The 26,198-nt window shown below is 68.8% G+C and carries 24 protein-coding genes; 14 read left to right on the top strand and 10 right to left on the bottom strand.

Going from position 1 to position 26,198, the window contains the following annotated elements:
- Window positions 1-270: 270 nt before the first annotated feature.
- Together ABZ374_RS19715 and ABZ374_RS19710 are read left to right on the top strand one after the other, a co-directional pair.
- Complete coding sequence (locus ABZ374_RS19715) at window positions 271-996, top strand: response regulator transcription factor (RefSeq protein WP_360312666.1); 726 nt, start codon at window positions 271-273, stop codon at window positions 994-996.
- Complete coding sequence (locus ABZ374_RS19710; RefSeq protein ID WP_360312664.1) at window positions 996-2,402, top strand: HAMP domain-containing sensor histidine kinase; 1,407 nt, start codon at window positions 996-998, stop codon at window positions 2,400-2,402. Before ABZ374_RS19715 ends, ABZ374_RS19710 begins: the two co-directional genes overlap by 1 nt.
- Window positions 2,403-2,491: 89 nt before the next feature.
- Here ABZ374_RS19710 and ABZ374_RS19705 read toward each other — a convergent pair whose 3' ends face one another.
- Window positions 2,492-2,965, bottom strand: coding sequence for a PaaI family thioesterase (locus ABZ374_RS19705; RefSeq protein WP_360312662.1), 474 nt, complete (start codon window positions 2,963-2,965; stop codon window positions 2,492-2,494).
- Window positions 2,962-3,135 carry a hypothetical protein gene (locus ABZ374_RS19700; RefSeq protein ID WP_360312660.1) on the bottom strand — a complete coding sequence of 58 codons (174 nt, stop codon included), beginning with the start codon at window positions 3,133-3,135 and terminating at the stop codon, window positions 2,962-2,964. The genes ABZ374_RS19705 and ABZ374_RS19700 overlap by 4 nt, the downstream gene beginning before the upstream one ends.
- Window positions 3,136-3,602: 467 nt before the next feature.
- Here ABZ374_RS19700 and ABZ374_RS19695 point away from each other — a divergent pair, with 467 nt between their 5' ends.
- Genes ABZ374_RS19695 through ABZ374_RS19685 form a run of 3 tightly spaced genes read left to right on the top strand, consistent with a single transcriptional unit; the run spans window position 3,603 to window position 8,883 of the window.
- Window positions 3,603-4,052, top strand: coding sequence for a hypothetical protein (locus tag ABZ374_RS19695; protein WP_360312658.1), 450 nt, complete (start codon window positions 3,603-3,605; stop codon window positions 4,050-4,052).
- An 11-nt stretch (window positions 4,053-4,063) separates the two neighbouring features.
- Window positions 4,064-8,374 carry a DUF6531 domain-containing protein gene (locus ABZ374_RS19690; protein ID WP_360312656.1) on the top strand — a complete coding sequence of 1,437 codons (4,311 nt, stop codon included), beginning with the start codon at window positions 4,064-4,066 and terminating at the stop codon, window positions 8,372-8,374.
- Window positions 8,371-8,883 (top strand): hypothetical protein, encoded by a 513-nt coding sequence (locus ABZ374_RS19685; RefSeq protein ID WP_360312654.1) that lies wholly within the window; start codon window positions 8,371-8,373, stop codon window positions 8,881-8,883. The genes ABZ374_RS19690 and ABZ374_RS19685 overlap by 4 nt, the downstream gene beginning before the upstream one ends.
- A 107-nt stretch (window positions 8,884-8,990) precedes the next feature.
- Here the strand turns inward: ABZ374_RS19685 and ABZ374_RS19680 are convergent, their stop codons facing one another.
- Complete coding sequence (locus tag ABZ374_RS19680) at window positions 8,991-9,887, bottom strand: alpha/beta hydrolase (RefSeq protein WP_360312650.1); 897 nt, start codon at window positions 9,885-9,887, stop codon at window positions 8,991-8,993.
- Window positions 9,888-10,099: 212 nt separating this feature from the next.
- Between ABZ374_RS19680 and ABZ374_RS19675 the strand changes: the two genes are divergently transcribed.
- From ABZ374_RS19675 to ABZ374_RS19655, 5 genes are all read left to right on the top strand, one after another.
- On the top strand, window positions 10,100-11,563 hold the full coding sequence (locus ABZ374_RS19675) for a bifunctional glycosyltransferase family 2/GtrA family protein (protein ID WP_360312648.1): 1,464 nt from the start codon (window positions 10,100-10,102) through the stop codon (window positions 11,561-11,563).
- Window positions 11,560-13,782, top strand: a complete 2,223-nt coding sequence (locus ABZ374_RS19670) for a glycosyltransferase family 39 protein (RefSeq protein WP_360312646.1) — start codon at window positions 11,560-11,562, stop codon at window positions 13,780-13,782. The genes ABZ374_RS19675 and ABZ374_RS19670 overlap by 4 nt, the downstream gene beginning before the upstream one ends.
- A gap of 67 nt (window positions 13,783-13,849) precedes the next feature.
- Complete coding sequence (locus ABZ374_RS19665; protein ID WP_360312644.1) at window positions 13,850-15,124, top strand: VWA domain-containing protein; 1,275 nt, start codon at window positions 13,850-13,852, stop codon at window positions 15,122-15,124.
- Window positions 15,121-15,921 (top strand): peptidase, encoded by an 801-nt coding sequence (locus ABZ374_RS19660; RefSeq protein ID WP_360312642.1) that lies wholly within the window; start codon window positions 15,121-15,123, stop codon window positions 15,919-15,921. Before ABZ374_RS19665 ends, ABZ374_RS19660 begins: the two co-directional genes overlap by 4 nt.
- 129 nt (window positions 15,922-16,050) lie before the next feature.
- Window positions 16,051-16,359 carry an antibiotic biosynthesis monooxygenase family protein gene (locus tag ABZ374_RS19655; RefSeq protein WP_360312640.1) on the top strand — a complete coding sequence of 103 codons (309 nt, stop codon included), beginning with the start codon at window positions 16,051-16,053 and terminating at the stop codon, window positions 16,357-16,359.
- Between the two features lie 60 nt (window positions 16,360-16,419).
- On the opposite strand, the gene ABZ374_RS19650 is transcribed toward ABZ374_RS19655, so the two are convergent.
- From ABZ374_RS19650 to ABZ374_RS19630, 5 genes are all read right to left on the bottom strand, one after another.
- Window positions 16,420-17,535 carry a MerR family transcriptional regulator gene (locus ABZ374_RS19650; RefSeq protein WP_360312638.1) on the bottom strand — a complete coding sequence of 372 codons (1,116 nt, stop codon included), beginning with the start codon at window positions 17,533-17,535 and terminating at the stop codon, window positions 16,420-16,422.
- 121 nt (window positions 17,536-17,656) lie between these two features.
- A complete protein-coding gene (locus tag ABZ374_RS19645) occupies window positions 17,657-18,262 on the bottom strand; it encodes a hypothetical protein (RefSeq protein WP_360312636.1) in 606 nt (201 codons plus the stop codon).
- Window positions 18,263-18,555: 293 nt separating this feature from the next.
- The gene (locus ABZ374_RS19640; protein WP_360312634.1) at window positions 18,556-19,257 is read right to left on the bottom strand and encodes a hypothetical protein; all 702 of its coding nucleotides are present in this window, start codon (window positions 19,255-19,257) and stop codon (window positions 18,556-18,558) included.
- Window positions 19,258-19,402: 145 nt separating this feature from the next.
- The gene (locus ABZ374_RS19635; RefSeq protein WP_360312632.1) at window positions 19,403-19,591 is read right to left on the bottom strand and encodes a DUF397 domain-containing protein; all 189 of its coding nucleotides are present in this window, start codon (window positions 19,589-19,591) and stop codon (window positions 19,403-19,405) included.
- Window positions 19,588-20,481 carry a helix-turn-helix transcriptional regulator gene (locus tag ABZ374_RS19630; protein ID WP_360312630.1) on the bottom strand — a complete coding sequence of 298 codons (894 nt, stop codon included), beginning with the start codon at window positions 20,479-20,481 and terminating at the stop codon, window positions 19,588-19,590. The genes ABZ374_RS19635 and ABZ374_RS19630 overlap by 4 nt, the downstream gene beginning before the upstream one ends.
- Before the next feature lie 209 nt (window positions 20,482-20,690).
- Between ABZ374_RS19630 and ABZ374_RS19625 the strand changes: the two genes are divergently transcribed.
- The 4 genes from ABZ374_RS19625 to ABZ374_RS19610 all read left to right on the top strand — a co-directional run bounded on the left by ABZ374_RS19625 (window position 20,691) and on the right by ABZ374_RS19610 (window position 24,645).
- Window positions 20,691-21,212 (top strand): ATP-binding protein, encoded by a 522-nt coding sequence (locus ABZ374_RS19625; protein ID WP_360312628.1) that lies wholly within the window; start codon window positions 20,691-20,693, stop codon window positions 21,210-21,212.
- Window positions 21,213-21,653: 441 nt separating this feature from the next.
- Entirely contained in the window at window positions 21,654-22,556 is a 903-nt protein-coding gene (locus tag ABZ374_RS19620; protein ID WP_360312626.1) for a hypothetical protein, read from the top strand.
- Window positions 22,557-22,612: 56 nt separating this feature from the next.
- Complete coding sequence (locus ABZ374_RS19615; RefSeq protein WP_360312624.1) at window positions 22,613-23,470, top strand: radical SAM protein; 858 nt, start codon at window positions 22,613-22,615, stop codon at window positions 23,468-23,470.
- 38 nt (window positions 23,471-23,508) lie between these two features.
- Window positions 23,509-24,645 carry a protein-L-isoaspartate(D-aspartate) O-methyltransferase gene (locus tag ABZ374_RS19610; protein ID WP_360312622.1) on the top strand — a complete coding sequence of 379 codons (1,137 nt, stop codon included), beginning with the start codon at window positions 23,509-23,511 and terminating at the stop codon, window positions 24,643-24,645.
- A gap of 59 nt (window positions 24,646-24,704) precedes the next feature.
- Here ABZ374_RS19610 and ABZ374_RS19605 read toward each other — a convergent pair whose 3' ends face one another.
- On the bottom strand, window positions 24,705-25,214 hold the full coding sequence (locus ABZ374_RS19605) for a hypothetical protein (RefSeq protein ID WP_360312620.1): 510 nt from the start codon (window positions 25,212-25,214) through the stop codon (window positions 24,705-24,707).
- 113 nt (window positions 25,215-25,327) lie between these two features.
- A complete protein-coding gene (locus ABZ374_RS19600) occupies window positions 25,328-26,119 on the bottom strand; it encodes a class III extradiol ring-cleavage dioxygenase (RefSeq protein ID WP_360312618.1) in 792 nt (263 codons plus the stop codon).
- Window positions 26,120-26,198 lie beyond the last annotated feature (79 nt).

Below are 26,198 nucleotides of genomic sequence, written 5' to 3'. Positions count from 1 at the left end.
CGCGACGGCCGGGGGTGACCGGGTCGCGCGGGCCCAGCGCCGCGACCGGCGGGAGTTGCCGCTCGCGATACTGGTGCCGTGGCCCTAGATCCTCACATGAGCGGGTCACCTTCGATCGAACGGCGTCGCTTTCATGTTCCTTTCATGTCCAGCGCGCACATTGGCACGACACGCATAGTGCCGAGTCCACACGGAGGGTGTCCGCGTGCGACCGTGGGGCCACCCGCAGTAATCGATCCCCGGGTCCGCCGAATGAAGGAGCCGCTCGCCATGACGCCCGCCGCCGACACCGGAACGCCGCACATCCTCGTCGTGGACGACGAGCCCGCCGTACGCGAGGCGCTCGAATCCAGCCTGCGCTTCGAGGGCTACCGGGTCACCCTCGCCGACGAGGGCGTGGCCGCGCTCAGCGCGATCGCCGGCGACGCGCCGGATCTGGTCCTGTTGGACGTGTTGATGCCGCGGATGGACGGCCTCACCGCGTGCCGGCGACTGCGCGCCCGGGGCGACACGCTCCCGGTGCTGATGCTCACCGCCCGCGACGCGGTCGGCGACCGGGTCACCGGGCTGGACGCGGGCGCGGACGACTACCTGGTGAAGCCGTTCGAGCTGGACGAACTGCTGGCCCGGGTACGGGCGCTGCTGCGGCGCAGCGCGATGTCCGGCCCGACCGAGACGGCGGACGACGCGCTCGCGTTCGCCGACCTGCGGATGGACACCGCCTCGCGTGAGGTCACCCGGGCGGGCCGGCCGATCGATCTGACCCGAACGGAGTACACCCTGTTGGAACTCTTGCTCACCCACCCGCGTCAGGTGCTGACCCGGGAGCAGATCCTGCGCAACGTCTGGGGGTTCGACTTCGAGCCCGCGTCCAATTCGCTCGACGTCTACGTGATGTACCTGCGCCGCAAGACCGAGGCGGGCGGGCTCCCCCGACTGGTGCACACCGTGCGCGGCGTCGGCTACGTACTGCGTGCGGCGGAGACGCCGGCCTGATGCATCGTCACCTGCCGCTGCGCGCCCGCCTGGCGCTGCTCACCGCGCTCGCCGTCGCACTCGCCGTCGCGGCGGCGGCGGTGACCTGCTGGGTATTGACGCGCAATCAGCTCCGCGAGCAGATGGACCGGACGCTGGCCGCCACCGGGACGCCGTTCATGAACCCGCGCGGTGGGCCCAGCGCCACCATCGCCGACATCTGCGGCCGACCCGCACCGCCGTTCCAGCGTGGCCTGTTGACCTACCAGGTGGTCCGGGCCGACGGGTGGTCGTGCACGCAGTTGGGCACCACGACCGACCCGGTCGCCCCGGTGCCGGTGCACGCGGCGGACAAGGAGGTCGCGGCGGCGAACGCGGCGGAGGACGACAAGGTGGTCTTCCACGACGCGACGGCCAAGGACGGCAAGCACGTCCGGGTGATGACGCAGCACGTGAGTCGGGATACGGCGGTGTCGGTGTCCCGACCGCTGGCCGAGATCGAGAGTTCGCTGGACAGCCTCGCGGTGTGGCTGGCGGTGGTGAGCGCGATCGGCATCCTGGGCGCCGCGACGCTGGGCCTGTTGGTGGCGCGGGCCGCGCTGCGGCCGGTGGACCGGCTCACCGAGGCGGCCGAGCACGTGGCCCGCACCGAGGATCTGGACATCGTGATCCCGGTCGCGGGCAAGGACGAGATCGCGCGTCTGGGCCGTTCGTTCAACGCGATGACCGCCTCGCTCAAGGCGTCCCGGCTGCGCCAACAGCGGCTGATCGCCGACGCGGGGCACGAACTGCGCACGCCGCTCACGTCGTTGCGCACCAACACCGACCTGCTGTTGCGCAGCGAGCAGAGCGGACGGCCGATCCCGAGCGCCGACAAGGAGCGCCTGCTGCACAACGTCAAGGCGCAACTGGTCGAACTCTCCGACCTGGTCGGCGACCTGCTGTTGCTGGCCCGCCCGGAGCACGTGCCCAGCACGCCGCCGAGCACGAGTGCCGGGCTGCACATCGCGATCGAACGCGCGGTCGAGCGGGCCCGGTTGCGGGCGCCGGATGCCCGGATCGAGACGGAGATCGAACCCTGGTTCGTGCGGGGCGAGCCGGCGGCGTTGGAGCGGGCGGTGGTCAACCTGCTGGACAACGCGCTCAAGTTCGGCGGTTCCGGCGCCGAGGCCACGGTGTCGGTGCGCCTGCGGGACGGCGAACTCACCGTGCGCGACCACGGGCCCGGGATCGCCGCCGCCGATGTCCCCTACGTCTTCGAGCGCTTCTGGCGCGCGCCCGCCGCCCGCGGCCTGCCCGGCTCCGGTCTGGGGCTGGCCATCGTGGCCCGCACGGTCGCCGAGGCGGGCGGCACGGTGGCCCTGGAGCCGGCCGCCGACGGGCCCGGCACGATCGCGCGGATACGGCTGCCGGGCACGCCGGGGTGAGCGCGGGCCCCGTCCGGGGGGCGCCGGGCCCTGTCCGGCGGATCCTGGTGGGGCGCGCCGCCCGGCTCCGGACGACCCGGCCCGATCCGTCAGGATCCGCCGGACGGGGCCTGACCGACCACCCGGATGCATGCGGTCGCGGTCGCCACGGCCACCGGTTTGCCGTCGGAGCCGACGAGTTCACCGGCGAGGAAGCACACCTCCCGGCCCCGTTGCACGATCCGCCCGCGTCCCAACAGCCGGCCGGGGCGGGCGGGCCGCAGGAACTGCACGTGCAGGTCGAGCGTCGGCGCGAACCGGTCCGGCGGCAACGTGGCGACCAGCGCCGGCCCGAGGGTGTCGTCGAGCATCGCGGCCAGGAAGCCGCCCTGGATCACCCCGACCGGGTTCACGAACCGCTCGTCGGCCGCGAACGCCACCTCGATGGTGCCCCGCTCCGGATCGACCTCGACCAACTCCCACCCGAGCAACAACGCCGCCGGCGGCGGCGCCACCCGCCCCGCCACCACATCCCAAAACGGCCCTTGCCGACCCTGCCCGCCGGTTCCCATGGCCGCGCTCACCGCCGCAGCCAACGCCAGGTCGTGGCCACGCAGTGCACACCGCCTCGCTGGACTGCCCCGTCGTACGCCTCGGCCACCACGATCGCGAATCCCCACTCGGCACCGGCGCGACACGCGCCCTCGGCCGGGCCGGTCCGCTTACCGATCCCGGTCACGACGTCTCGGCCCATCCCGGCTCCGCCCCCAGGACATCGGAGGGCACCGAGGTGAACTCCCGCCACGAGGAACGCTCTTCGGTTGGTGCCCGACGACCCACCCGGGCGACTTCGTAGCTGCGGCAACGCCCGCCGTGTACGGACCGGCGGCCGGCGATCAGGCCGCACCCTCCAGGCAGCGCAGCGCCGGGTGGACGGCCCCACCCGGCAGGGCGATCCGCCCGCTACTGCGGGACTTGAGTTCCCCGACGATCGCATGGCCGCGCTGCTCGCCGGTCTCCGACCTTGCCGCACCATGTCTTCGAGATGCCCTGTGAGCACTTCGGCCTCCCCGAACACCCACGCTACCCCGACAACACCCGCCGCCCCTGACACCACACCCGAGCACGCTGCCCCGGGAGCAAAAACCTTACGGGACGTGTCCGATGACTCCATTAGAGTTACCGGATCCTTGTTCGACTCTGTGCTGGGGGCGACTATTCATGGTTGACGCGGTGCCGGACGGTGGCGGCGGAAGCTTTCAGGTCACTGTGGATCATCTGCGAAAGACTGTGGATCCGTTGATCGCAACGCTGCAGGTGGCGGATCGGATCTGGAAGGACGATGGCCAGATCGCGGCCGGGGTCGAGCGGTGCGGTTCGGATCCTGTGACGAACGGCGTGCGGCGTTTCGTCCATGAGTGGGGTCATGCCATGGGTGTGGTGGTGAAGCAGGGGTCGGCGATCGCCGCAGCACTCCAACAGGTGGTTGCCAACTACGAGTTGGCCGAGCATCAGGCGCAGCAGGGGTTCGTCCCTGTTCCGCCCGGGCCCCTCGAGCAGCTGTCACAGAACGCCGGGATCCCTCGGCAACCGAATCCGCTCGCGCCGAACCCGCCGGTTCCCCCGGCCGGCCAGACTCCGCCGGCTTCTGCCGCGCCTGCGGCGAAGTAGGGGTGGGCTCTGTGGGCAAGAACAGCATTCCCGATTGCCCGGTCGTCACGGACCTGATCCCGGGTGACGCAAGTGTCCTGGAGACGCTGGCGGATACGTTCGCCTTGTATTCGACCTCGTCGGCGGACGCGGCCGGTCGAATGCGGCCCATGGCGAAGATTGAGGAGTGGGGCGGCAAGGCTGCCGAGGGGTTCGTCGGCCAGATGGAGGATCTGCCGAAGACCCTGGACAAGGCCGTTCGGCATTTCACCGATGCGGCGAACGCGTTGCGCGGATATGCGGGTGCGTTGCGGCAGGCGCAGGCAGACGTCGCGGCGCGGGTAATCCCGGAGGCAAACGCGGCGCGCGCATGGTCGGCGCAGTGGCAGATCGACCGCGAGACCGCCCGGAACAACAACGTGGCCCCGTCGACCCCCGACAAGGACTTGGGCAAGGAACGACTCAAAGAGGCCGAGGAGGAGTTGGGCCGGATCCGGGCCCGACTCAAGGACGCTCAGGAGAGCTTCACCGAGAGCATCGACAAGGGCATCCAGGCGGCACCCAGCGGCGGTGACCCGATCACCACAGCGCTCACCAGCTTCGGGGGCGGTGCGAAGGACAGCGTGGTCGGTCTGGTGGAGACGGCCGCGATGCTGAACCCGGGCCGGCTGTACGCGGAACCCGGGGCCTACCTGACGGACCTCAAGCAGATCGCTGCCGGTTACCAACAGGCGTTCAGCGACCCCGTGGGGTTCGCGAAGGACGCGGTCAACTGGGAGGAGTGGAGCAAGAACCCGGCACGAGCCCTCGGTCTCACCGCCCCCGACCTGCTCATCTCGGTGCTGACAGGCGGCGGCAGCAAGGCGGTGACAATCGCCCGACCGGACGCCCCCGATCCGGTCGATCTGAGCAAAAAGGACCGCCCGAAGGAGACGTGTGAGTCCTGCGGGGATCCCGTCGATCCGGTCACCGGCGAGGTGTCGTTGACGCAGATCGATCTGCGATTGGCGGGTGTGCTACCACTCGTGCTCGGGCGCGATCACCGATCCTCCTACCGCCACGGCCGCCACTTCGGCGCATCGTGGGCATCGGTACTCGACCAGCATGTGGAGTTCGACCAGGACGGGGTCGTCTTCCGGTCCGCCGACGGAGTGACCCTGCGGTATCCGATGCCCGAGCCGGACCGATTCGTACTTCCATACGGCGGCTCGCGCTGGCCACTGGCCTGGGACGGTCAGCCGGACGGAGCGGTCGTGATCGGCAAACCGAAGCTCGGTCTGGGGTTGACGTTCCGCCCAATCGCCAACACGAGGATCTTCCTCCTCGAATCCATCATCGATCGCAACGGCAACGCCATCGCAATCGAATACGACGACCACGGCACCCTCATCGGGGTCCGACACAACGGCGGCTACCAAATCGCCGTGGACACGGCAATGGGTCGGATCGTCACCCTGCGCCTGCTCGACACACATCCGGAGAGTCATCTTCCGTCTGCGGGCGACGAGTTGGTTTTGGTGCGCTATGGGTACAGTGAGCGGGGCGACCTGACGGAGGTGTTCGACTCCAGCGGTGCGGCCCAGCGCTTCACCTACGACGACGAACACCGGATGATCTCGTGGTGCGATCGCAACGGAACCGAGTATCACTACGAGTACGACTCCGCAGGTCGGTGCGTACGTGCGTGCGGGTCCGACGGATACCTGAGCGGTTCTTTCCGCTACGACGACACGTACCGGGTCACCTACTACACAAACTCCCTCGGCGACATCAGCAAGTACGCCTACAACGAGTGGTCACAGGTCGAGCGAATAGTCGACCCGATCGGCCACACCGTCGTCAAGAAGTGGGACCAATGGCACCAACTCCTCGCCGTCACGGACCGATCCGGGCACACAACCCGATACACATACGACCACCTTGGCAACGTGCTGGGCATCGAGCGCCCCGACGGCACGCAGATAACCACGGAGTATGACGGGCCTGTTTGTCTCCCCGTTCGGGTGACCGGTCCCGGGGATTCGGTTCGGTTGTATACATACTCGGCACGAGGAAATCTTCTCACTTCAACAACCTCCACCGGAAACACCACGGTCTTCGATGTCGACGAATACGGCGCCATCACATCTGCCACGAACTCACTCGGGGCCGCCACAACGATGACGCGGAACCCCGCTGGTCTGCTCACTCGGATGGTCGATCCGTCAGGTGGCGTCACGACGTACGAACGTGATGCCTGGGGCCGGGTGGTTGCCACTACCGCACCCGACGGCGCGGTAACCCGCCAAGCTTGGACTCCCGAGGGCCGACCCTGCCGGCGCGAAGGCCCGGACGGCGCACACCAGACGTGGATCTGGGACGGCGAAGGAAACCTGATCGAGCAGTGCGACGCGGTGGGAGGGATCACCCGCTTCGAGGTGGCTCACTTCGATTTACCTGCGGCCCGGATCGACCCCGATGGAGTGCGATACGAGTTTGCCTACGACACCGAGCTTCGACTGACCGAGGTCACCAACCCACACGGACAGACCTGGACGTACGAATACGACCCGGGAGGTCGCCTGATCGCCGAGACCGACTTCGACGGCCGGGAAATCACCTACCGCCACGATCCATCGGGCCGGTTGATTCTGCGCAGCAACGGCGCAGCCGAGGTCGTCTCGTACGCTCGTGACACAATGGGTCGCTTGGTCTCCCAGCGGCTCGAAGCCGATGGGCACACCACCACCTTCGCGTACGACGCCTGCGGCCGCCTGATCCAAGCGACAAACCGCGACGTGCATCTTGCCTTGAAACGCGACATGGCCGGTCGAGTCGTCGAAGAGAACAGCAACGGTCATGTGTTGGCCAACACATATGACGAAGTAGGACAGCGTACGCGTCGCGAAACCCCGAACGGCGCAATCGCCGAGTGGCGTTGGGATGCCGCTGGTCGGCCGGTCGCGCTGACCACGGCGGACGAGACGATGGTTTTTACTTACGATGAGGCGGGCCGTGAAGTCGGGCGAGCCTTCGGTTCGAGTCTCAACCTCGCCACAACCTGGGATATCGCAGGACGATTGAGAACTCAATCCCTCAGCGCCGGCTCGGAACAAAATAAACTGATCGCTACTCTGGATCCAAGCGGGGCGCCCGAGCGGATTACCCATCGCGAGTACAGCTATCGCGCGGATGGCTTCGTCACATCATTGGAGGATCAAGCGACCGGAATTCGTACTTATGATCTCGACCAGATGGGGAGGGTTACCGCAGTCCACGGCCACAACTGGTCGGAACGCTACGCATACGATGCGATCGGCAACGTCACGGATGCATTCTGGCCGGGTTCCGATAACCACGATCAAGGTGGTCGGGAGACTAAAGGGACATTGGTCCGCCGCGCCGGCCGCACCCACTATATTCACGACGATCAAGGACGCATCGCCCGTGTGACACGCAAAACCTTGTCGGGGAAAAGTAGAGTCTGGCGGTACTCGTGGGATGCCGATGACCGTCTGACCCACGTTGTGACACCGGCGGGTGAGCAGTGGAAATACACATACGACCCCCTCGGGCGTCGGGTCGAGAAACGACGGATCGTCGACGACCAGGAACTCGGTGAGCGAATTTCTTTCACCTGGGACGGCAATAGACTCGCCGAGCAGTCGACGAACGCAGGTGAAGTCACCACGTGGGACTACGCGCCGGGAACCCACCGCCCGCTGACCCAAACCGATTTCAAGCACTCCACTCAGGACGAGATAGACCGACGTTTCTACGCGATCCTCACGGATTTGGTCGGCACACCCACCGAATTGGTGTCCTCGACCAGTGAGGTTTCCTGGCGCTCACGGCCGAGCTTGTGGGGAGCGTCCACCGAGGCGGCCGCAGACGTCGTTTGCCTTCTTCGATTCCCCGGTCAGTACTATGATGCCGAAACAGATTCGAGCTATAATCTGTTCCGATATTATCGACCAGAGATCGCATCCTACCAATCTGCCGACCCTTTAGGGCTTGCGGCGGCTCACAACAACCATGGCTATGTGACCAATCCGCTCACACTTCAGGACCCTCTCGGTCTCATTCACTGCGGCACGGGATCACCCGATGACGAGCCCTATTCATTCCCTATTCCCGACTGGGATCCAGGTAACGGGGACGGCGATGGATACGACACCACCCAAGACCACGAGAGGCAGAACAAACAAGCCAGGGACGCCATCGTAGTCGTGCAAGGTGAGATTGGTCGCACACTGACTCCTGCGGAAGTGGAGCGCGTGCATCATGAGATCTCCGGGAAGGGCTACGGCTATCAAGGCGTCTTGGCTGAAGTCCGGCATATGTTTGGAGGAGGGCGGCAATGAGCTTCGAACTGGAGCGGGTGAATGAGAGTCTGCAACGCGTGGTCGGTCTGACATTTCACGAGATCGGCAGGTTTGAAAGCATGGCAACCCTCGGGTTCGGAGACGAGGTCCCGTTGACGACGACGGACGGCGGACCTGCTCGAACCGGCCGCGCATATGCGTTGCATATTCAATGTCCATTCCGCTTGTTGCAAGGCAATCGGATCGTGCTTGGGTCCGAGGACCTGTATCGACGCCTACCCGAAGGTTCCCCTCCATCTGCGGACCGGGAACAGGAGTATGCGTACGACCGTGGGGCGGAAGTCGTCGAAGGTGTCCTGAGCCGCGCAAAACCACGCATCCTTTCCATCGCCGTCGCTGAAATCGGGGATCTGCGAATCGAACTGGAACAGGCGATCAGGGTCCAGGTATTTCCGGCGACTCCATCGCGTCATGAGGCGTGGCGTTTCCTGCTGCCCAGGTTCGGGCACGACGACGTCGTCTTCCCCTGGGCGCGCAAAGCGCCGTGATGGAGCCCACTTGGTGCTTCGAGCGCGGATGGCAAACACGGCGCAGAATGGTCCCGACTGTGATCGGGTCCGCCCGGGCCCGACGATGGGACCGGGCGGAGCGCGGGTCACTCCCGGGGGAAGGCCGCCAGGTGCTCCAGTAGTAGGGCGGTCAGGGCTTGCGCGCCGTTCTCGGGGACCCAGTGGTCGACGTCGGCGAGTACCTCGAAGCGGTATGGGCCTGCGACCGAGGCGGCGGTGGCCTCGGCGGCGGTGCGTCCGAGCGCCGTGTCCCGGTCGCTCCAGACGTAGAGGGTCGGGACTTCGATCTCGCCGATGTCCCGCAGCACCTTCGGGTCGATCGCCCGGTACCAGTTCAACGCCCCGGTGAGCGCGCCCGGTTCACGCAGCACCGCGAGGTAGCGTTCGGTGATCTCGGTCGGGAGCGAGGCGAACGCCGCCCGCAGGTAGGCCGCGTCGTCCGCCAGCAGCTTCTCCTCGGCGACCCCGCGGGTGCGGAACAGGTTGATGTACGAAGACTGTTCCCGCTGCCCGCTGCTGTCGTCGCGCACCGCCGCGGCGAGTGCGGCCGGGTGCGGCGTGGACACCACGGTCAGCGTGCGCAACCGCTCCGGCCGCAACCCCGCGACCTGCCACGCGAGCGCGCCGCCCCAGTCGTGCCCGACCAGATCCACCCGGGACAGGCCCAGCGTGTCCAGTACGGCGAACACGTCGCCGACCAACTCGTCGCGCCCGTAAGCCGATTCCTGGGGCGGCCGGGCGCCTGGCGAGTAGCCGCGCTGGTCGAAGGCGATCGCCCGGTAGCCGGCCCGGGCCAGGCCCAGGAGTTGCGCCGTCCAGGAGGCGGATGTCTGCGGGAACCCGTGCAGGAACAACACCGGGCGGCCGTTCGCCGGTCCGGCAACTCGGGCGTTGAAGACCCATTCCCCGGCCGGGATCTCGACGGCCTCCACGAACGGTTGCGCGGAATCCGCGCCCACTGAGCTACCCGCCGAGGTGTTCATCCGACCTCCGAATCGCTGTGTCGCGCCGCGCCCGTCTTGCGATCGGCAGCATCGGCGTCTCGAAACGCGAGATTCGCATCCCACGGCCGTCCGCGCCAGCCCCCATCCGGCCGACTGCCGGCGCTACCCCGGTTTCCGGCCGCACATCGATTCTCATCCCGCCTTAAGAAACGCCTCAGACGGCTCCCAGGCCGTCTCGACACCGTCGCGGCATGAGCCTGACGACACCGATTCGCACGCGGATCGTGGACGTGGTGGTGCCCGTGTACAACGAGGCACACGTCCTGGCCGCGAGCGTGCATCGACTGCACGCCTATCTGCTCGGCGGATTCCCGTACGCCTTCCGCATCGTCATCGCGGACAACGCCAGCACCGACGCGACCTGGCGGGTGGCCCGCGAGCTGGCCCGCGAACTGCCGCACGTACGTGCGGTGCACCTGGACCGCAAGGGTCGCGGCCGGGCGCTGCGCAAGGTGTGGGCCGAGTCCGACGCGGACGTGGTCGCGTACATGGACGTCGACCTGTCCACCGACCTGGACGCCTTCCTGCCGCTGGTCGCGCCGTTGGTCAGCGGCCACAGCGATCTGGCCATCGGCACCCGACTGGCCCGTTCGGCGGCGGTGGTCCGCGGGCCGCGCCGCGAGGTGGTCTCGCGGTCCTACAACCTGCTGCTGCGCGGGGTGTTCGCGACGCACTTCTCGGACGCGCAGTGCGGCTTCAAGGCGGCGCGCACGGTGGTCGCGCAGGCGTTGCTGCCGCATGTGCACGACGAGGAGTGGTTCTTCGACACCGAACTGCTTTTGCTCGCCGAGCGCAACGGGTTGCGCATCCACGAGGTCCCGGTGGACTGGATCGACGACCCGGACAGTCGGGTCGACGTGTGGCACACCGCGCTGGACGATCTGCGCGGCATGGCGCGGGTGGCCAGGCGGATCGCGGCGGGAACGTTCCGGGTGTCGGTCCCGGCGCGGGTGCGCGACGCGCGGCTGCCGGCGTCCATGCGCGTGCAACTCCCGCGCTTCGCGCTGATCGGGCTGGTCAGCACGCTGGCGCACCTGCTGCTGTACGTCCTGTTGCGCGGTGACATGGGTCCGCTGGCCGCGAACGCGCTGGCCCTGACGATGACCACGATCGCGAACACCGCGGCCAACCGCCGGTTCACCTTCGGGGTACGCGGGCGGGCCGGGGTGTGGCGCCATCAGGCCCAGGGCGGCCTGGCCTTCGTGGTCGGGCTCGCGTTGAGCAGCGCGACGCTGGGCGCCCTGCACGGGGCCGTGCAGCGGCCTGCGCGGGGGGTCGAAGTGGGCGCGCTGGTCGTGGCGGGGGCGGTGGCCACCATCGTGCGATTCCTGCTGCTGCGGGTGTGGGTGTTTCGTACGGCGGGAGTCGTGGCTTCGGTGCATGCGTTGGGATCGGGTGGTCCGGACGATCCGGGTGGGCCGGACGATCCGAGCGGCCCGGCGGATCCGGGCGGGTCGGCGGGTTCGGCCGGGTCGGCGGGCGCGACAGGCCCGGGCGCGCGGATTGCCTCGGTGACTTCGATCACGTCCAACGCCACGCGCGGTGCGGCCGGTTCGGCGGGGTCGACCGGTTCGCCGGTCTCGTCGGGCTCGGTCGGCTCGGTCGGCTCGGTCGCTCCGGTCGGTTCGATCGATTCGGCAGGTGAGGACGCATGACCGCCGTGGTGGCTCCGCTGCCCATCCCGGTGCCCGGGAGCGGCGCGGCGACGCGACGGCCCTGGTACGCCCGACTGGCTCGCGGACGCGAGGCGGATGCGCCCTGGGTGCGCCCCGCGTTGCTCGCGCTGCTGATCGGGACCGGTCTGCTGTACATCTGGGGCCTGGGCGCCTCGGGCTGGGCGAACTCGTTCTATTCGGCCGCCGTTCAGGCCGGGACGCAGAGTTGGGAGGCGTTCTTCTTCGGGTCCTCGGACGCGGGCAACTCGATCACCGTCGACAAGACCCCGGCGTCGCTGTGGGTGATGGGCCTGTCCGCCCGGGTCTTCGGCGTCAACGCGTGGAGCATCCTGGTCCCGCAGGCGCTGGAGGGGGTGGCCACGGTCGGTGTGCTCTACCTGGCCGTACGGCGCCGATTCCCGGCCTGGGCCGGGCTGTTGGCCGGTGCCGTGCTGGCCCTGACCCCGGTCGCGGCGTTGATGTTCCGGTTCAACAATCCGGACGCGCTGCTGGTGCTGCTGCTGACCGTCGCCGGATACGCGGTGTTGCGCGCCCAGGAGCACGCGAGCACCCGGTGGCTGTTGCTGGCCGGTGCGTGTGTGGGCTTCGGGTTCCTGGCCAAGATGCTCCAGGCGTTCCTGATCGTGCCCGCCTTCGCGCTGGTGTACCTGGTCTGCGCGCCGGTCGGCTTCTGGCGTCGGGTACGGCAACTGCTGTGGTCCGGGCTCGCGTTGTTGGTCGCCGGCGGCTGGTGGATCGCGATCGTCGAATTGTGGCCGGAATCGTCCCGTCCCTACATCGGCGGCTCGCAACACAACTCGATCCTCGAACTGACGCTGGGTTACAACGGCCTCGGCCGGCTCAACGGCAACGAGACCGGCAGCGTGGGCGGCGGCGGAGGGCCGCGCGGTGGCGGCGGCAACTGGGGTGCCACCGGGTGGGACCGGCTGTTCAACGCCGAAATGGGCGGCCAGATCTCCTGGTTGTTGCCCGCCGCGCTGATCCTGCTGGTGGTGGGTCTGTGGGCGACCCGGCGCGCGCCGCGGACCGATCCGGCCCGGGCGGCGATCGTGTTGTGGGGCGGCTGGTTGCTGACCACCGGGTTGGTCTTCAGTTACATGGCGGGCATCTTCCACGCCTACTACAACATCGCGTTGGCCCCGGCGATCGCCGCGGTGGTGGCGATGGGGGCCGCGCTGCTGTGGGAACGGCGGCACGATCCGCGCGCCGCGGCGGTCGCGGCGGTGACCGTCGCGGTGGGCGCGTGGTGGTCGTACCACCTGCTCGACCGCACGCCGGACTGGCATCCGTGGTTGCGGCACGTCGTGCTCGTCGGCGGAATCCTCGGCGCACTGGCCGTGTTCGGCGCCGCGTTCGTCGCGCTGCGTGGGCTCGCGCCGGTGGCCGCCGCGGTGTCCGTGGCGGCGCTGCTGGCGGGGCCTGCGGCGTACACGTGGGACACCGTCGCCACCGCCAAGGGCGGGTCGATCCCGAGCGCGGGCCCGGCGGGCATGGGCTTCGGGCGCGGCGGACCGGGTGGGCCCGGTGGGCCGGGCGGACCGGGCGGACCGGGCGGCTTCGGGGACGGGCAGCGCGGGGTCCAGGGCGGGCCGCCGGGGCAAGCCCCGGGCGCGCAACCCGGCCAGGGGGCCCAGCCGTTCCAGGGCGTTCCCGGGCAGAACGGGCAGACCCCCGACGGTACGGCCGGTCCGCGCGGGCAGCGAACCACTCCGGGCAACGGCGCCGTTCCGCCCGGAACGACGCCGCGCCGAGGCGGCGGCGCAGGCGGGGGCGGCATGGGCGGCCTGCTCAACGGCAGCACCCCCGGCAGGGAGGTGGTCGCCGCCCTGAAGAAGAACAGCGACGACTACACGTGGGTGGCCGCCTCGGTCGGCTCCAACAGCGCCTCGGGATATCAACTCGCCACCGGGAAGCCGGTCATGCCGATCGGCGGCTTCAACGGCAGCGACCCGTCGCCGACCCTGGCCGAGTTCCAAAAGTTGGTCAGGGATGGTCGCATCCACTACTTCATCGGCGGCGGGGCCGGTGGCGGCATGGGCGGCGGCGGAATGCGCAGCATGGGCGGCAGCAACGCCTCGCAGAGCATCTCGACCTGGGTCGAGCAGACGTTCACCGCGAGCACCGTGGGCGGGGTGACCCTGTACGACCTGACGGCACCGACCGGGAATGTTTCCGACGAATCGTCACCAACCGCCTGACGGGCTGTCAATCCACCTACGGTGAGCGGCAAACGGCGGGCCGTTTAGATCCGTAGGATCCTCCCCCGTGACGATCAAGATGCGAAAGGTCGGGGCCGGTGTGATCGGCCTGCTGACGACCTTGGCTGTCGTGGGCGGTTCCGCACCGTCCGCGATGGCCGACGAGACGAATCCGACCGGGCCACCGCCGAAAGTCGAGCTGGTCCTCGACGTGAGCGGTTCGATGAAGGCCAACGACGCCGGCGGGATGACCCGCATGGACGCCGCAAAGAAGGCCTTCAACGAGGTCGTGGACAGTGTCCCGGAGCCGGCCGACTTCGGCGTCCGGGTGCTGGGTGCCACGTACCCGGGCAACGACAAGGCCAAGGGTTGCGTGGACACCCAGCAACTGGCCCCAGTCGGCAGACCCAACAAGGTCGTGATCAAGAACGAGATCGCCAAGTTGGCGCCGACCGGCTGGACTCCGATCGCACTGTCGTTGCGCGAGGCCGCCAAGGACCTGGGCACCGGAGCCGGCAGCCGCCGAATCGTGCTGATCACCGACGGCGAGGAGACCTGCGCGCCGCCCGACCCGTGCGACGTGGCCCGCGAGTTGGCCGCGTCCGGACTCAACCTGATCGTGGACACGCTGGGCCTGGTCCCGGACGAGAACACCCGCCGTCAGCTCTCCTGCATCGCCGAGGCCACCGGCGGCACCTACACCTCGGTGCTGAACGCGGACGAGCTGTCGCAGAAGGTCCAGCAGATCGTCAAGCGCGCGGTGCGCGAGGCGGACGAGACGCCCGCGTCGGTCAAGGGCAGCCCGAACGGCTGCCAGGACGCGCCGTTGCTCGCACCCGGCGTGTACAGCGACCGCGAGGAGTTCAGCCAGCACCTCTGGTACAAGGTGCCGCTCAAGCCCAACCAGGAGTTGCGGGCCACCGCGACGGTCGGCGCGGACCGCAAGGTCGCGCGCGACTACGACGTGACGGTCACCGCGTTCAGTGAGGACGGCCGCGAACTGGTCGGCAACGCGGGTGCCGGCAACGGCCGTACCGACGTGCAGTCCGCCGGTCTGCGCTACCCGTACAAGACCGACAGCGACAACGCGAAGACGAAGACGATCTGCCTGGTCGTCACCAACGCGTTCGCCGCGCAGCCGAATGTGGCCACCAAGCCGGGCCTGCCGCTGGAGTTGACGGTGGACCTGGTCAAGGCCACCGACAGCAAGGCCGCGAACGTGCACGGCCTGGGCCGGGGTTGGGTGTTCCTCGGCGTACTCGCCGGATTCGGCCTGATCGCCGGGCTGTTGGCCGGTTGGCTGCGTCGCGCGTTCAAGGCTCTCGGAAAGGCGATGTCATGACGGGCGCGATCCGTGGAATGAAGCGGGCGTTGGCGGCGGTCGCCGCGGCGTTCGTGGGTGTGACGTTGTTCGCGGGCCCGGCGATGGCCGACCAGGACACGCCGCCGGGCACCTCGTTCCTGGGTGCGGGCACGCTCGAGCTGGGCGAGGAGGCGCGCTGGTCGGCCTCCCAAGGTGAGTACCTGTACTGGCAGTTCCCGGCCAAGGCGGGCAAGGAGATCCACGCCAAGGTGGACCTGGAGCTGGCCTCGGGCAATGCGCGCAGCGGCCCGGTGACCTACCGGATCGAGATCTACGACGGCCTGCGCCGGCGGCAGCCGTGCGTCGAGGGCAAGCAGGTCGCCACCGCGCAGAAGACCGACAACAAGATCGCCCTGACCTGCACCCCGCGCACGGTGCGCGACTGGGCCGAGCCGTGGTCCACCGACCCGCTGCCCGGGATGTACTTCGTCCGGATCGCCGCGATGGACGTGCCCGCCCTGGACACGGGCGCCGCGACCAAGGTGACCGTACGGGTGGACACCAAGGACGGCGACGACCAGGTGCCGACCTCGGACCGCAGGCTCGCCGACCCGCTGGTGCCGATCACCAAGGCCGGCTCGGTGCTCAAGAGCGGCCAGACCGCGGACACCCGGTCGGTGGCCTGGGATCAGGAAGAGGACCACTGGTACCAGTGGGACTGGATGGACGGCCCGAACGCGCGCTGGTTCTGGACCGCGATGGCGACCTTCGTCGCGGTCGTGTTCGGCATCCTGGGCTACCAGCTCACCCGTAAGAAGCGGCACTGGTTCAGCTAGGACCGGGGCCGTCGACGCTCGCTCGTCGGCACCGACGAACCGCCCCGGCACGCTCGACGCCGGGGCGGTTCGCCATGATCCATATCCTGGTGTCGCCTTGACCCGATCCGACGAAGCACGGAGCTTGCCATGATCATCGAACACGCGGACATCACCGTCACGGAGGGCCGCGAGGCGGACTTCGAGACCGCGTTCCTGCGCGGACGCGAGGTCGTCGCCAAGTCTCCCGGCTTCCGCTGGGCCCGCCTGGTCCGCCAGGTCGAGTCCCCCACCTCGTTCCTGCTGTTGATCGGCTGGGAGACCCTGGAGGCGCACACGGTCGGCTTCCGTGAATCCGACCTCTTCCCGCAGTGGCGGGCCATCGTCGGCGAGTTCTTCGCCGTCCCGCCGACGATCGTGCACTACGAGAGCGACTTGACGCCGGCCGACGAGGGCTGAGCCGCGGCGCCGACGCGGCCCCGATTTGCGCGCCGGATCGGGGTCGCGTTCCCCGACGACTCAGGCCACGAGCAGGCGCAGACCCAGCTCGGCCGCGTCGAGGTCGACCAGATCGGGGTTGCGTTCGGCCCACCGGCCCGAGGCGAGGTCGGCGCGGAGTGCGTCCACCGCGCGCTTCTCGGCCTGCGGCCCGACCCTGGTCCAGACCGATATCGCGCGGCGCACGTGTTCGTCCAGGTACGCCTCGGGTCGGCGCCAGTACGCCTCGAAGAAGCCGTCGGCACAGTCCCACGGGATGAGCACCGGCTCCATCCGAGCCCCGATCGCGCGGGCGAGCCGATCCACCGAGGGCCGACCGGTGACCAGACCGGCGACCTCGGGCAGGTAGTCGCGGGTGAGCCAGAACCGGTGCAGCCAGCCGGTGTCGGTGGCGTCGTGCGTGAACACCACCACACGACGCGCCACCCGGCGCATCTCGCGCAGCCCGGCGATCGGGTCCTGCCAGTGATGAACGGTGCTGAACGCCATCGCGGCATCGAACGACCGGTCCTCGAACGGCAGGCTCTCCGCGCCGGCGGCCACACACGGCGCCGCACCGGCGGGACGCAACGCCCGCATCACCGCGGACGGTTCCACCGCCGTGACCTCGCGGTCGGGAGGCTCGTAGGAGCCGGTGCCGGCCCCGACGTTGAGCACCGTACGCGCGTCCCCGAGCGCCTCCCAGACCCGCGCGGCGATCCGCGGCTCGGTGCGCCGCGTCGCCGGGTAGGCGGACCCGATGGTGTCGTACAACTGCTTCCCGAACCCTCTCAGTTGCTCCTCCGGCGTGGTCCTGATCCCCATCGCCCGTGCCTCCAGTTCCTTGTCGATGGCCGTCACCATGCCCGCGGCGCGGTCCCGCTGATCCAGCAGCAGGCCGCGCAGTCGGCGCAGGTGCGCGACCGCGTCGGTGGCCGGGTCGTCGACCAGATCGGCGATCTCGCGCAACCCGAAGCCCAACCGCCGGTAGGCCAGCACCTCCCGCAGTCGCTCGACGTCCGCCACGGCGTAGGCCCGATACCCGGCCGCGGTCCGCGCGGACGGCCGCACGAGGCCGATCTCGTCGTAGTGATGCAGCGTGCGGACGGTCACTTCGGCCAACTCGGCCACCCGCCCCACGGTCAGGTGCTCTTCCACACCCCCGACAATGCGCCATGACGCCACGTGAGGGTCAACCACGCCACTCCCCCCGGCGCGGCTCCCGGTCGGCCGGGGGACGGCCGGGCGCGCCCGGCCGGCGCCGCGGCGAGCGGCGAACTCAGCCGCGAGGCAGGTCCCAGGTCAGGGAATTGTCGGGAAGGTGGACGGTTTGTCGATCGGGCGTGATCGACAGGCGGAAGGCGTCGACGGCGGGTGAGCGCTGCACCCGCCATGCGGCCGCAGCCCGCTCGGCGAGGTCCCAGAGGCGACGAGGGCCTCCTTCGCGGACCCGCCACGACCCATCCCGCTGGGGCAACAGCGTCGCGAAGGAGCCGTCGACGTCCAGGACATGGTCCAACTGCGGGCCGTCGCCCACCAGCATCCCCACGACCAGGCCCGGCAACGTCGACGACGAGGGCACGCCGAAGACGGGCCCGGTCGCGTCCCTGGGACGAACTCCGTTGTCGAGTTGGGTGACCAGAGTGACGTCCTCGTACACCCGGGCCAACGTCGCGGCATCTCCGACCACGGGAGCCCACATCGTGCCCCGCTCGGTGTCCACGCGCTCGAACCACTCGGGCGCGAACACCTCCCGGGGCACCGACTCCACAGCCACGCGCCACGCCGGCGTGCGCAGATCCCCGCAGGCGGCGAGTTCGTCGGCGAGACGACGCCGCAACAGGGCACCGTCCCGGATCGAGGCGGAGGGGGCGGGAGGATTCACGTCGAGCTTCCGTTCCGGAGTAGATCGGCGATCGCCGCCGAGATCGGCATCCCTGTGGACGCCTCGATCCACCCGTACTGCCCCAGTGGATTGCATTCGTAGAACAGAAACTCCCGGACGCGGTGAGGGCAAAATCCAGGGCTCCGTAGGACAGCCGCTGGTCGCGCATGTACCGGATGGTGGCCCGGGCCACGGGTTCGGGGAGTTCCATGACGCTGTACCGGTGACGGCCGTAGTCGCTGCGCCAGTCCAACAGGCCCGAGTCGATGCGCGCGGTGAACCGTGACTCCTTGCTACTGCGGGGACTTCCACGGTGCGTGGAGTTCGTTGTCGGGGGACTTGAACCACGGGCGTTGGCATACCGTGCCGTCGTCCGCGACGGTGACGGTCAAGCCGAAGGCGTGCGCGGGTGGTTGGCCGGCGTTCGTCCAGCGGTGGTAGGCCGCTTGGACCTCGGTCCACAGGTCTCGTGGGCCGGCTTCGTACGCGGCGGACTTGTAGCCGTCGGCGAAGGTGGCCGCTGCAATGGACGGGCCCGCTCCCATGTCGGGGGCGTACAACCACAGGGTGCCCGGTACGGGGTCCGGAACGCAGTTGGGAACGTGGAGGCCGATCACGAATTGCACGGGGTCGTAGGCTCCGCCCGTGATATCGCCGATGTCGATGTCGGGGGTGGACTCGCGCGCGTTGTCGGTCCAGTCGTCCGGGAAAGACGTCTCGGGATATCCGTGACGTTGGTCGCGGAGTTTTATGAATGAGGACGGTAGAACGAACGGCCCACACGCGCGTCCGGGTTCGGTTTTGGTAAGCCTGAGAATCTGGTCGTGAGGGGTGTAGTCGGTACCCCAGGGCATGACGATGGTGGCGCTGTCGCCGACCTGTTCGATCCAGGCTGCGGGAACGCGGCGCACGCCGGCGGTGATGTGGACGCGCTCGTACGGCGCACCAGCCGGGTGGCCGAGTGCGCCGTCGCCTGTGCAACGCACGGGTGCCACGCGCGGAACGTCAATCGCGCACCGCGAAGAATGGCGGCCAAAACGTGTCAACGCCGGCAGATACGGTGACGCAGACGAGGACGCCCCCTATACCCGGGGGCCGCCCTCCAGGTGATCTTTGGGCGACGGTCCGCCGCGCTCTATGTCAACGGAACCCATCGCTCAGGAACTGCTCCCATGCGCTGGGGGCGAACTCCTGAACAGGGCTGGCATTGAGCTTGCTGTCCTTGACGCCGATGGTCGAGTCGAGCGGTGCAACGGTGACGCAGCCGTTGCCCTCTCCCGAATGGGTGGACTTGCGCCAAGGCGCATCGGGGTGCCTGTTCTGGATCACGAAATCTCTCTCAATTTTCGGTGAAGAAGTTCGAGGGTCTTCTCCTGTGGCAACGCCTGCCTGTCCAACTCCTCGAACACTCGCAGTGTGCGTTGGATGTCGCGCTCATTGTCGCGCAGGACACTCCCGCCGACTACGTCCAGGTATACGACCGAGCTGCTGGCGTCACCAAACTCCAGAAGGTTGATGCCGCAGGGGTACATGGCCTTGAGACCGGCGCTGTTGGGCACGACGCGAATCGTGATGTTCGAGCGGTCGACCTCATCGATGAGGCGTTGCATCTGAGCCGCCATCAGCTCCGGTCCCGCACCAGCGGTCAACAAGAGCGTCGCCTCGGTGATGTAGGCGGTCAGCACGAGGGGTTCGGAACCGTCAAGACGTTCCTGCCGAAGCATTCGTACTCGCGTGTGGTCCGCGCGTTCGTCGGCACCCATGGCCAGGTAGGCGCCGTGCTGGGTCAACGCGGCGTAGTCCCGAGTCTGGAGCAGGCCAGGAATGCCGAGAGGCAAATATTCCTGGGACCGGACGGCTTCGTGCTCGATTGCGATGCGTTGGTACAAGTCCGCGCTCAGGATCGAACCGTACGCCTCGTACCACAGGTGCGGTTTTGGCAGCGCGCCCTCCGCAGGCAACAACTCGTAGAAGCGACCCTGTTGATCCTTCGGCACACCGTAAAGCTTGAGAAGAAGTTTGACGTCATCACGCGTCGGCTTGGCGTCTCCGTTCTCGAGTCGGCTCAACCGGCTGACCGAGAAGGCGCTTTGGGTCTTCTCCACGACCCACTTCAGCGATCTTCCGCGCACTCGCTTGCGTTCCGCCTTGAGCATCGCACCGAGCGTGCGTTGCCCAACGACGCTGCCGCCGGTGACCGAACCGCGTGTGCTCGCCATGACTGCCTCCCTGTGAGCGCTCATTCTGCACCACGAACGACCGTGACGATGTCGCTCGTTCGGGGGACTAAGAAATTCTCTCTGGGATTTTCATTGACGTCACCAGTGAAAGTTTGGCACGGTACGAACAGCAACCCACAGCGCATGCAAGATCACCTTGTGCAACAGGAACACCCAGCCGCACCGACCCCAACCTCCAGGGGAGAGCCGTGCCTACCGACACCACATGCCTGCCGACCCGCGCCGATGACCTGCCGTTGGCGATCGAACGCCCGGATGCGGATGGCCTCGACGAAGTCGCCTCGCTCTCCGCCATACGGAAGAGGGCGGTGGGCCTGTGTGTCGCCGCCCGCATCGACCAGTCGAAGATCGACAGCGCGGAGTTGGCGCTCAACGAGTTGGCGACGAACGCCGTTACCTACGGCAGGCGCCCGATCGTGGTGTGTATCGCCATCGCGGGGCGTCGGTTGGTGGTGGCGGTGTGGGACGCGCGGGGTGACTGCCTTCCGAAGCCGGTCCTCACCAAGTCCTCGGCAAACGGCACTTGCGGCCGGGGATTGCTCATCGTCAAGGAGTTGGCCGACGCCGTCTCATGGCTGACCGACGGCACATCCAAGTGCGTCCGGGCCGTCTTCGAACTGCCGACCTCGGCCAATCCGCACTTCCTCGCGGTGCGCCTGTGCTGTCCCGCTCCGCCGCCGGATTCCGAGGAATCGGCCCTCGCGTCGTGAGCGAGCGACCGAAGCGACCGGCATCCGAACATCCGCCCAACTACGGGTCGGTCATCGAATCCCAGTCGCCCGAACCGCCGTACCGCCGTCGCGGCATCGTGGTTCGGCTCGCCGGTGACCAGGTCGTCGTGGGCTTGCCGAGCCCACGAGCCACCCCTGAGCGGCCCACCGACTCGGCGCCCTGGGCGGCGATGGCCACGGTGGTCGTTCGAAAGCCGAGACACAGCACCATTCCTGACGACACGTCATCTCAGAGCTGAGCTGCCTGCACCACTCCCACCAGCTGCGCCGGCGCGGGCCTCCCGTCGCACATTCCACCCTGCATCGACGCGAGGCCCAACTCCCTCTCCAATGCGGCGACTTGCCGTCCCGGCGGACTCTCGCCCCACCGTGCCGCCTTCCCGCCCGGATCCGCCACCGCGCCCACCCGCTGGAGCCTTTATGTCCCGCACGCCCTCCACCGTCGGCATCCACCGCCTGTCCCCCGCCCAAGGAGTCGCGTTCACCAATGCCGGGGATGTCGCCCGCCTGTTCCTGCCGGCGCTTCGCCTCGCGGAGTCGACCCTGCTGCCCGGCTCGAACCTGGGCCGAGCCGTCTTCGAGTGGGTCGTACCGGGAGAACACGTCTCGCGCACCCTCGAACATGAATCCGGTTGCCGCGCCTGGCTGGAGACCGTGCCGCTCGCGCTCGGCGAACTGGACGCGAGGCTGCACACCTCGCCCATCGGCAGCCACACCACCGGCCCCTTGTCCCTCATCCACCCCGCGACCGGGTTCTCCGCAGTCTTCCCGGCGTACGAGGCGCCTTCCGTCGACGCCCAGGGGGTGTTCGTCAACGCAACCGGGAGACCGGTCGACACGCCACCGTTGACCCTGGGAGTCGTCACCGCCGCGCCGGACGGCATCGTCGTCACCGATCGAGGTGTGTGGCACACCCTCGTCCCCGAATACCCGCCCCCGGTGGGGTTCGGCACGAACCTGGCCGTCCACCTGGCCCACTTGGCTCCCGTACACACAGCCCTCCCGCCCGAGATGTATCGCCTGGCCGTCGCGAACTGGTGGGTCGGCATCGTCGCCACGTTCGGCACCCGCACGGCCCAGCACTGTCCATGCGGTCGCACAACCAGGGAGCACCGCCCCTCGTGGCACGACCTCCGCATCGCGGCTGCCGCCTCGGGCCAGTGCCTTTCCGGACGTGGCCGCCCTTCGGCGGGCCGGCCCGACCTGACGCCCCGACTCCACCACCACGCCGGCCCGCCCACTCATGCGAACGCATGCCGCCGCCTCAGCGTGACAACCGCTCAAAATCCGGACAGTGTGCGACTTTTCGAACACACTGAGTGATGTCCCGTGCATCGGAAACAAGTCCCGGCACGACATCACCGAAGGGAACAACGCGCGTGACCACAGCCCTCGACCAGCAAACCCCACCGGCCGCCACCCAACGCCTCAAGGTGGTCCGACTCACGATCACCCATGCCTGCCAGGCCAGTTGCGTGCACTGCTTCAACAAGTCCGGCCCGCAGGGCACCGCCGGCAGTATGGCGCTCACCGACTGGCTGTCCGTCCTGGACCAAGGAGCCGCCCTGGGCGCGACGCAAACCCAGCTCTCCGGCGGAGAAGCCACACTGAACCCGAACCTGCCCGACCTCGTCCACCACGCCCTGAAGCTCGGCATGTGGGTCGAGGTGTTCAGCAACCTCATCCACGTCCGCGAACCCCACTGGGCCACCTTCCGGCACGACGGCGTGAGCCTCGGCTTCTCCTACTACAGCGACCTCGCATCCCAGCACGAGAAGATCACCCGGCAACGCGGTTCCTACGAGCGCACCAAGGCCAACATCCGCAAAGCCGTGGAATACCGCATCCCGCTGCGCGCCTCGATGGTCGACATCCTCGAAGGCCAACGCATCACCGAGGCCGAAGCCGAACTCCGCGCCCTGGGCGTGACGCGCATCGGAATCGACCGGCAACGCGCGATCGGCCGCGCCGCCGTCGGCGACACCCTCGACCCAGGCCAGTTGTGCGGCCACTGCACCGACGGCCAGATCGCCATCGGCCCCGACGGGGACGTCTCCGCCTGCCCGATGTCCGCCCAGGTCGTCACCGGCAACGCACACACCCAATCCCTCGAAACCATCATCGGCGGTCAACCCTGGCGAGCGTTGGCGAAGTCCATCCCGCGACGACTCGCCGATCCCCCGTGCCAACCGAAGTCCGACTCCTGCGCGCCCAATCCCGGCGTCCGCAACGCCTGACGGCCGCACAACATCCGACAAAAGACGAAAGCAGGCCCATGGACTGGAAATCCCGTGCGGCAGCGCTGGCCGCCGACACCGTGCACGCCTCGTCGCGCTGGCACGCGCCGATCACCGAGATCCCCCGCCACGAATTCGTGCCCCGCTGGTGGCAGGCCGATCGTGACCGGTCGCGCTGGACCTTGCGCGACGGCGTCTCCGATCCGGACCGGTGGCTCGACACCGCCTACGCCAACCGCACCATCGTCACCCGCCTCGGCGCGCTGCACGCCGACCACGCCGACCCCACCGACCGCCCCACCGGCAACCCCACCTCCTCCTCGACCCTCCCCTGCCTGGTCGTCGCGATGTACCGCCAGGCGATGATCACCGACGGCGCCGAAACGTTGTGCGTGACCGGCACCGGGTACGGCACCGCGCTGCTCGCCCACCGGCTCGGCGATCGACACGTGACCAGCGTCGACGTCGACCCGTACCTCGTCGACACCGCCGCGGACCGCCTGGCGCGGGTCGGCCGTCACCCACACGTGCAGGTCTGCGACATCACCGGCCCGCTACCCGGCGCCTATGACCGCATCGTCGCCACCGTCGGCCTACCCGGCGTCCCGACGAGTTGGCTCGCCGCACTCCGGCCGGGCGGCAGGCTGGTGACCAACCTCGGCGGCACCGGCCTGGTCATCGCCGCCGACGCCACGCCCGACGGCGGCGCCCGAGGGCAAGTCACCGAGGAGCGCGCCGGGTTCATGGTCACTCGGTCCGGCCAGGACTACCCGCCCTCGCTCGACACCGCGCACGCCTGGACCGACGAGGGGGACGACGTCGGCATCGGCCGATACCCGGTCGTCAGCGTGCAGGACACCTGGGGACTGATGTCGGCCTTCGCGCTGGAGGCCCCGGGCGTACACCACGCGTACCGGGTGGCCGAGAACGACATCCGCACCGCGGTCATGGTCCACGAGGACGGATCATGGGCCCGGGCCACCGGCCGCTACGGCGAACCGCCGACCCTGCACCAGTCCGGCCCGCAACGCCTGTGGACCGTCCTGGACGACATCCGCAGCCGATGGCTCTCCGACGGCGGATTGCCGGAATACGGCGCCACGGCCGTCATCGACCCGGACGGCACCCTGCACCTCTGCCGAGGCGCGTGGAAGGCGACCATCTCACCCGCCTGAACCCGAGCACGACCACACGACCACGACCACGGTCCCGGTCCCGGTCCCGCGCCCGCCCCTCAGTCCTCCCACAGCCCCGCCACCGTCAGGCCCGGGTCGATGTCGGCCAGGGCTCGGGTCGGGTCCAGGGTCGGGAGCACGCGGTGGGTCGCCGCGGCGTAGGCGTAGACCAGGAGGAGGTCCTCGGCGGTCCAACGGACCGAGGGCCACACCGCGTCCCGGCCCGGCAGCAGCCGGGTGAGCCGGGTGTGGAATTCGTCGAGTTCGGCCGGGTTCGTGAAGGTCCGGGCCGCCTCGATCGCGTCGTGGTCGGTGCGCAGCAGCGCGTGCGCGGGCACCACCGGGACCCGCATCACCGCGTCGGGGTCGGTGTCCGCCATGCCCATGGTGTGCGCCACGCGGTAGAGCGCCGACGCCATCAGCAGCGCGACGAGCAGCCCACTGTCCTCCCGCACGCCCCCGGACGGGAAGAACCTCGCGTCCCAGAAGGGCTGTTCGGTGTGCAGATGCTCGCGCACGAGCATGCAGCCGACTCCCACGCAGCTCTGCGGCAGGGTTCTGGCAGCCATGCGGCTACGTTACGGCTCCGGTGGCGCGCCGTGGCGCAGTTCCGTTTATTTACGACATTGGTCTACTTCGGAGCATTGGGCGCCGAAGTAGCCAGCAGACGCAGCCCCGCAGGTCATCCGAGCTGGATGGACCGCTTGGACAGGCCGAACCAAAAGCCGTCGATGACCTGGTTCAGCCGGTCCAGATCCTCGTGGCCCGCGCCGAGCGAGACGAACAGCGGCGCCAAGTGCTCGGTCCGGGGGTGCGCCAGGCGCGCGGCGGGCGCCTTGTGGGTGAAGTCGAGCAGCGTGTCCACGTCACCACCCCGGAACGCCTCGTCGCCCCAGTGGTCGAATTCGCGCGACCACCCCGGCGCCGGCGCCTCCGGCCGCATGTCCAGGCCGCGCAGGTTGTGGGTGAAGAACCCGCTGCCCACGATCAGCACGCCCTCGTCCCGCAGCGGCGCGAGCCGTTGGCCGACCCGGTAGAGCCCGACCGGATCGAGCGTGGGCAGCGACATCTGCAGCACCGGCACGTCGGCGTCCGGATACATCTCCACCAGCGGCACGTACGCGCCGTGATCCAGCCCGCGCTCCGGCGCGTCCCGCACGTCCGGCCCGAGCAGCGCCCGCACCCGCGCCGCCAGCTCCGGCGCGCCCGGCGCCGGATAGGTGACCCGGTAGTAGTGCTCGGGAAAGCCGCCGAAGTCGTACACCAGCGGGATCGTGCGGGTCGCACCGAGCGCGATCGGGGCGTCCTCCCAGTGCGCGGACACCATCAGGATCGCGGTGGGCCGGGGCAGGTCGGCGGACCAGGCGGCGAGCTGGCCGGTCCACAACGCGTCGTCCGCGAGCGGCGGCGCACCGTGGCCGAGATAGAGGACGGGCATGCGCGGTACGGCGCGCGGCGACGAGACGGTGTCCATGGGCCCAGGATAGCAAGTAGTTCTACGTTCAACAATTGACACGACAGGGGGATCGAGGAGTGAAACACCGCCGATCACC

It is taken from the genome of Embleya sp. NPDC005971 (assembly GCF_040629175.1).
In the GTDB taxonomy this organism is placed as follows: domain Bacteria; phylum Actinomycetota; class Actinomycetes; order Streptomycetales; family Streptomycetaceae; genus Embleya.
Note: the sequence above shows the minus strand (reverse complement) of the source record. Positions and strands in the feature narration are given on the sequence as shown.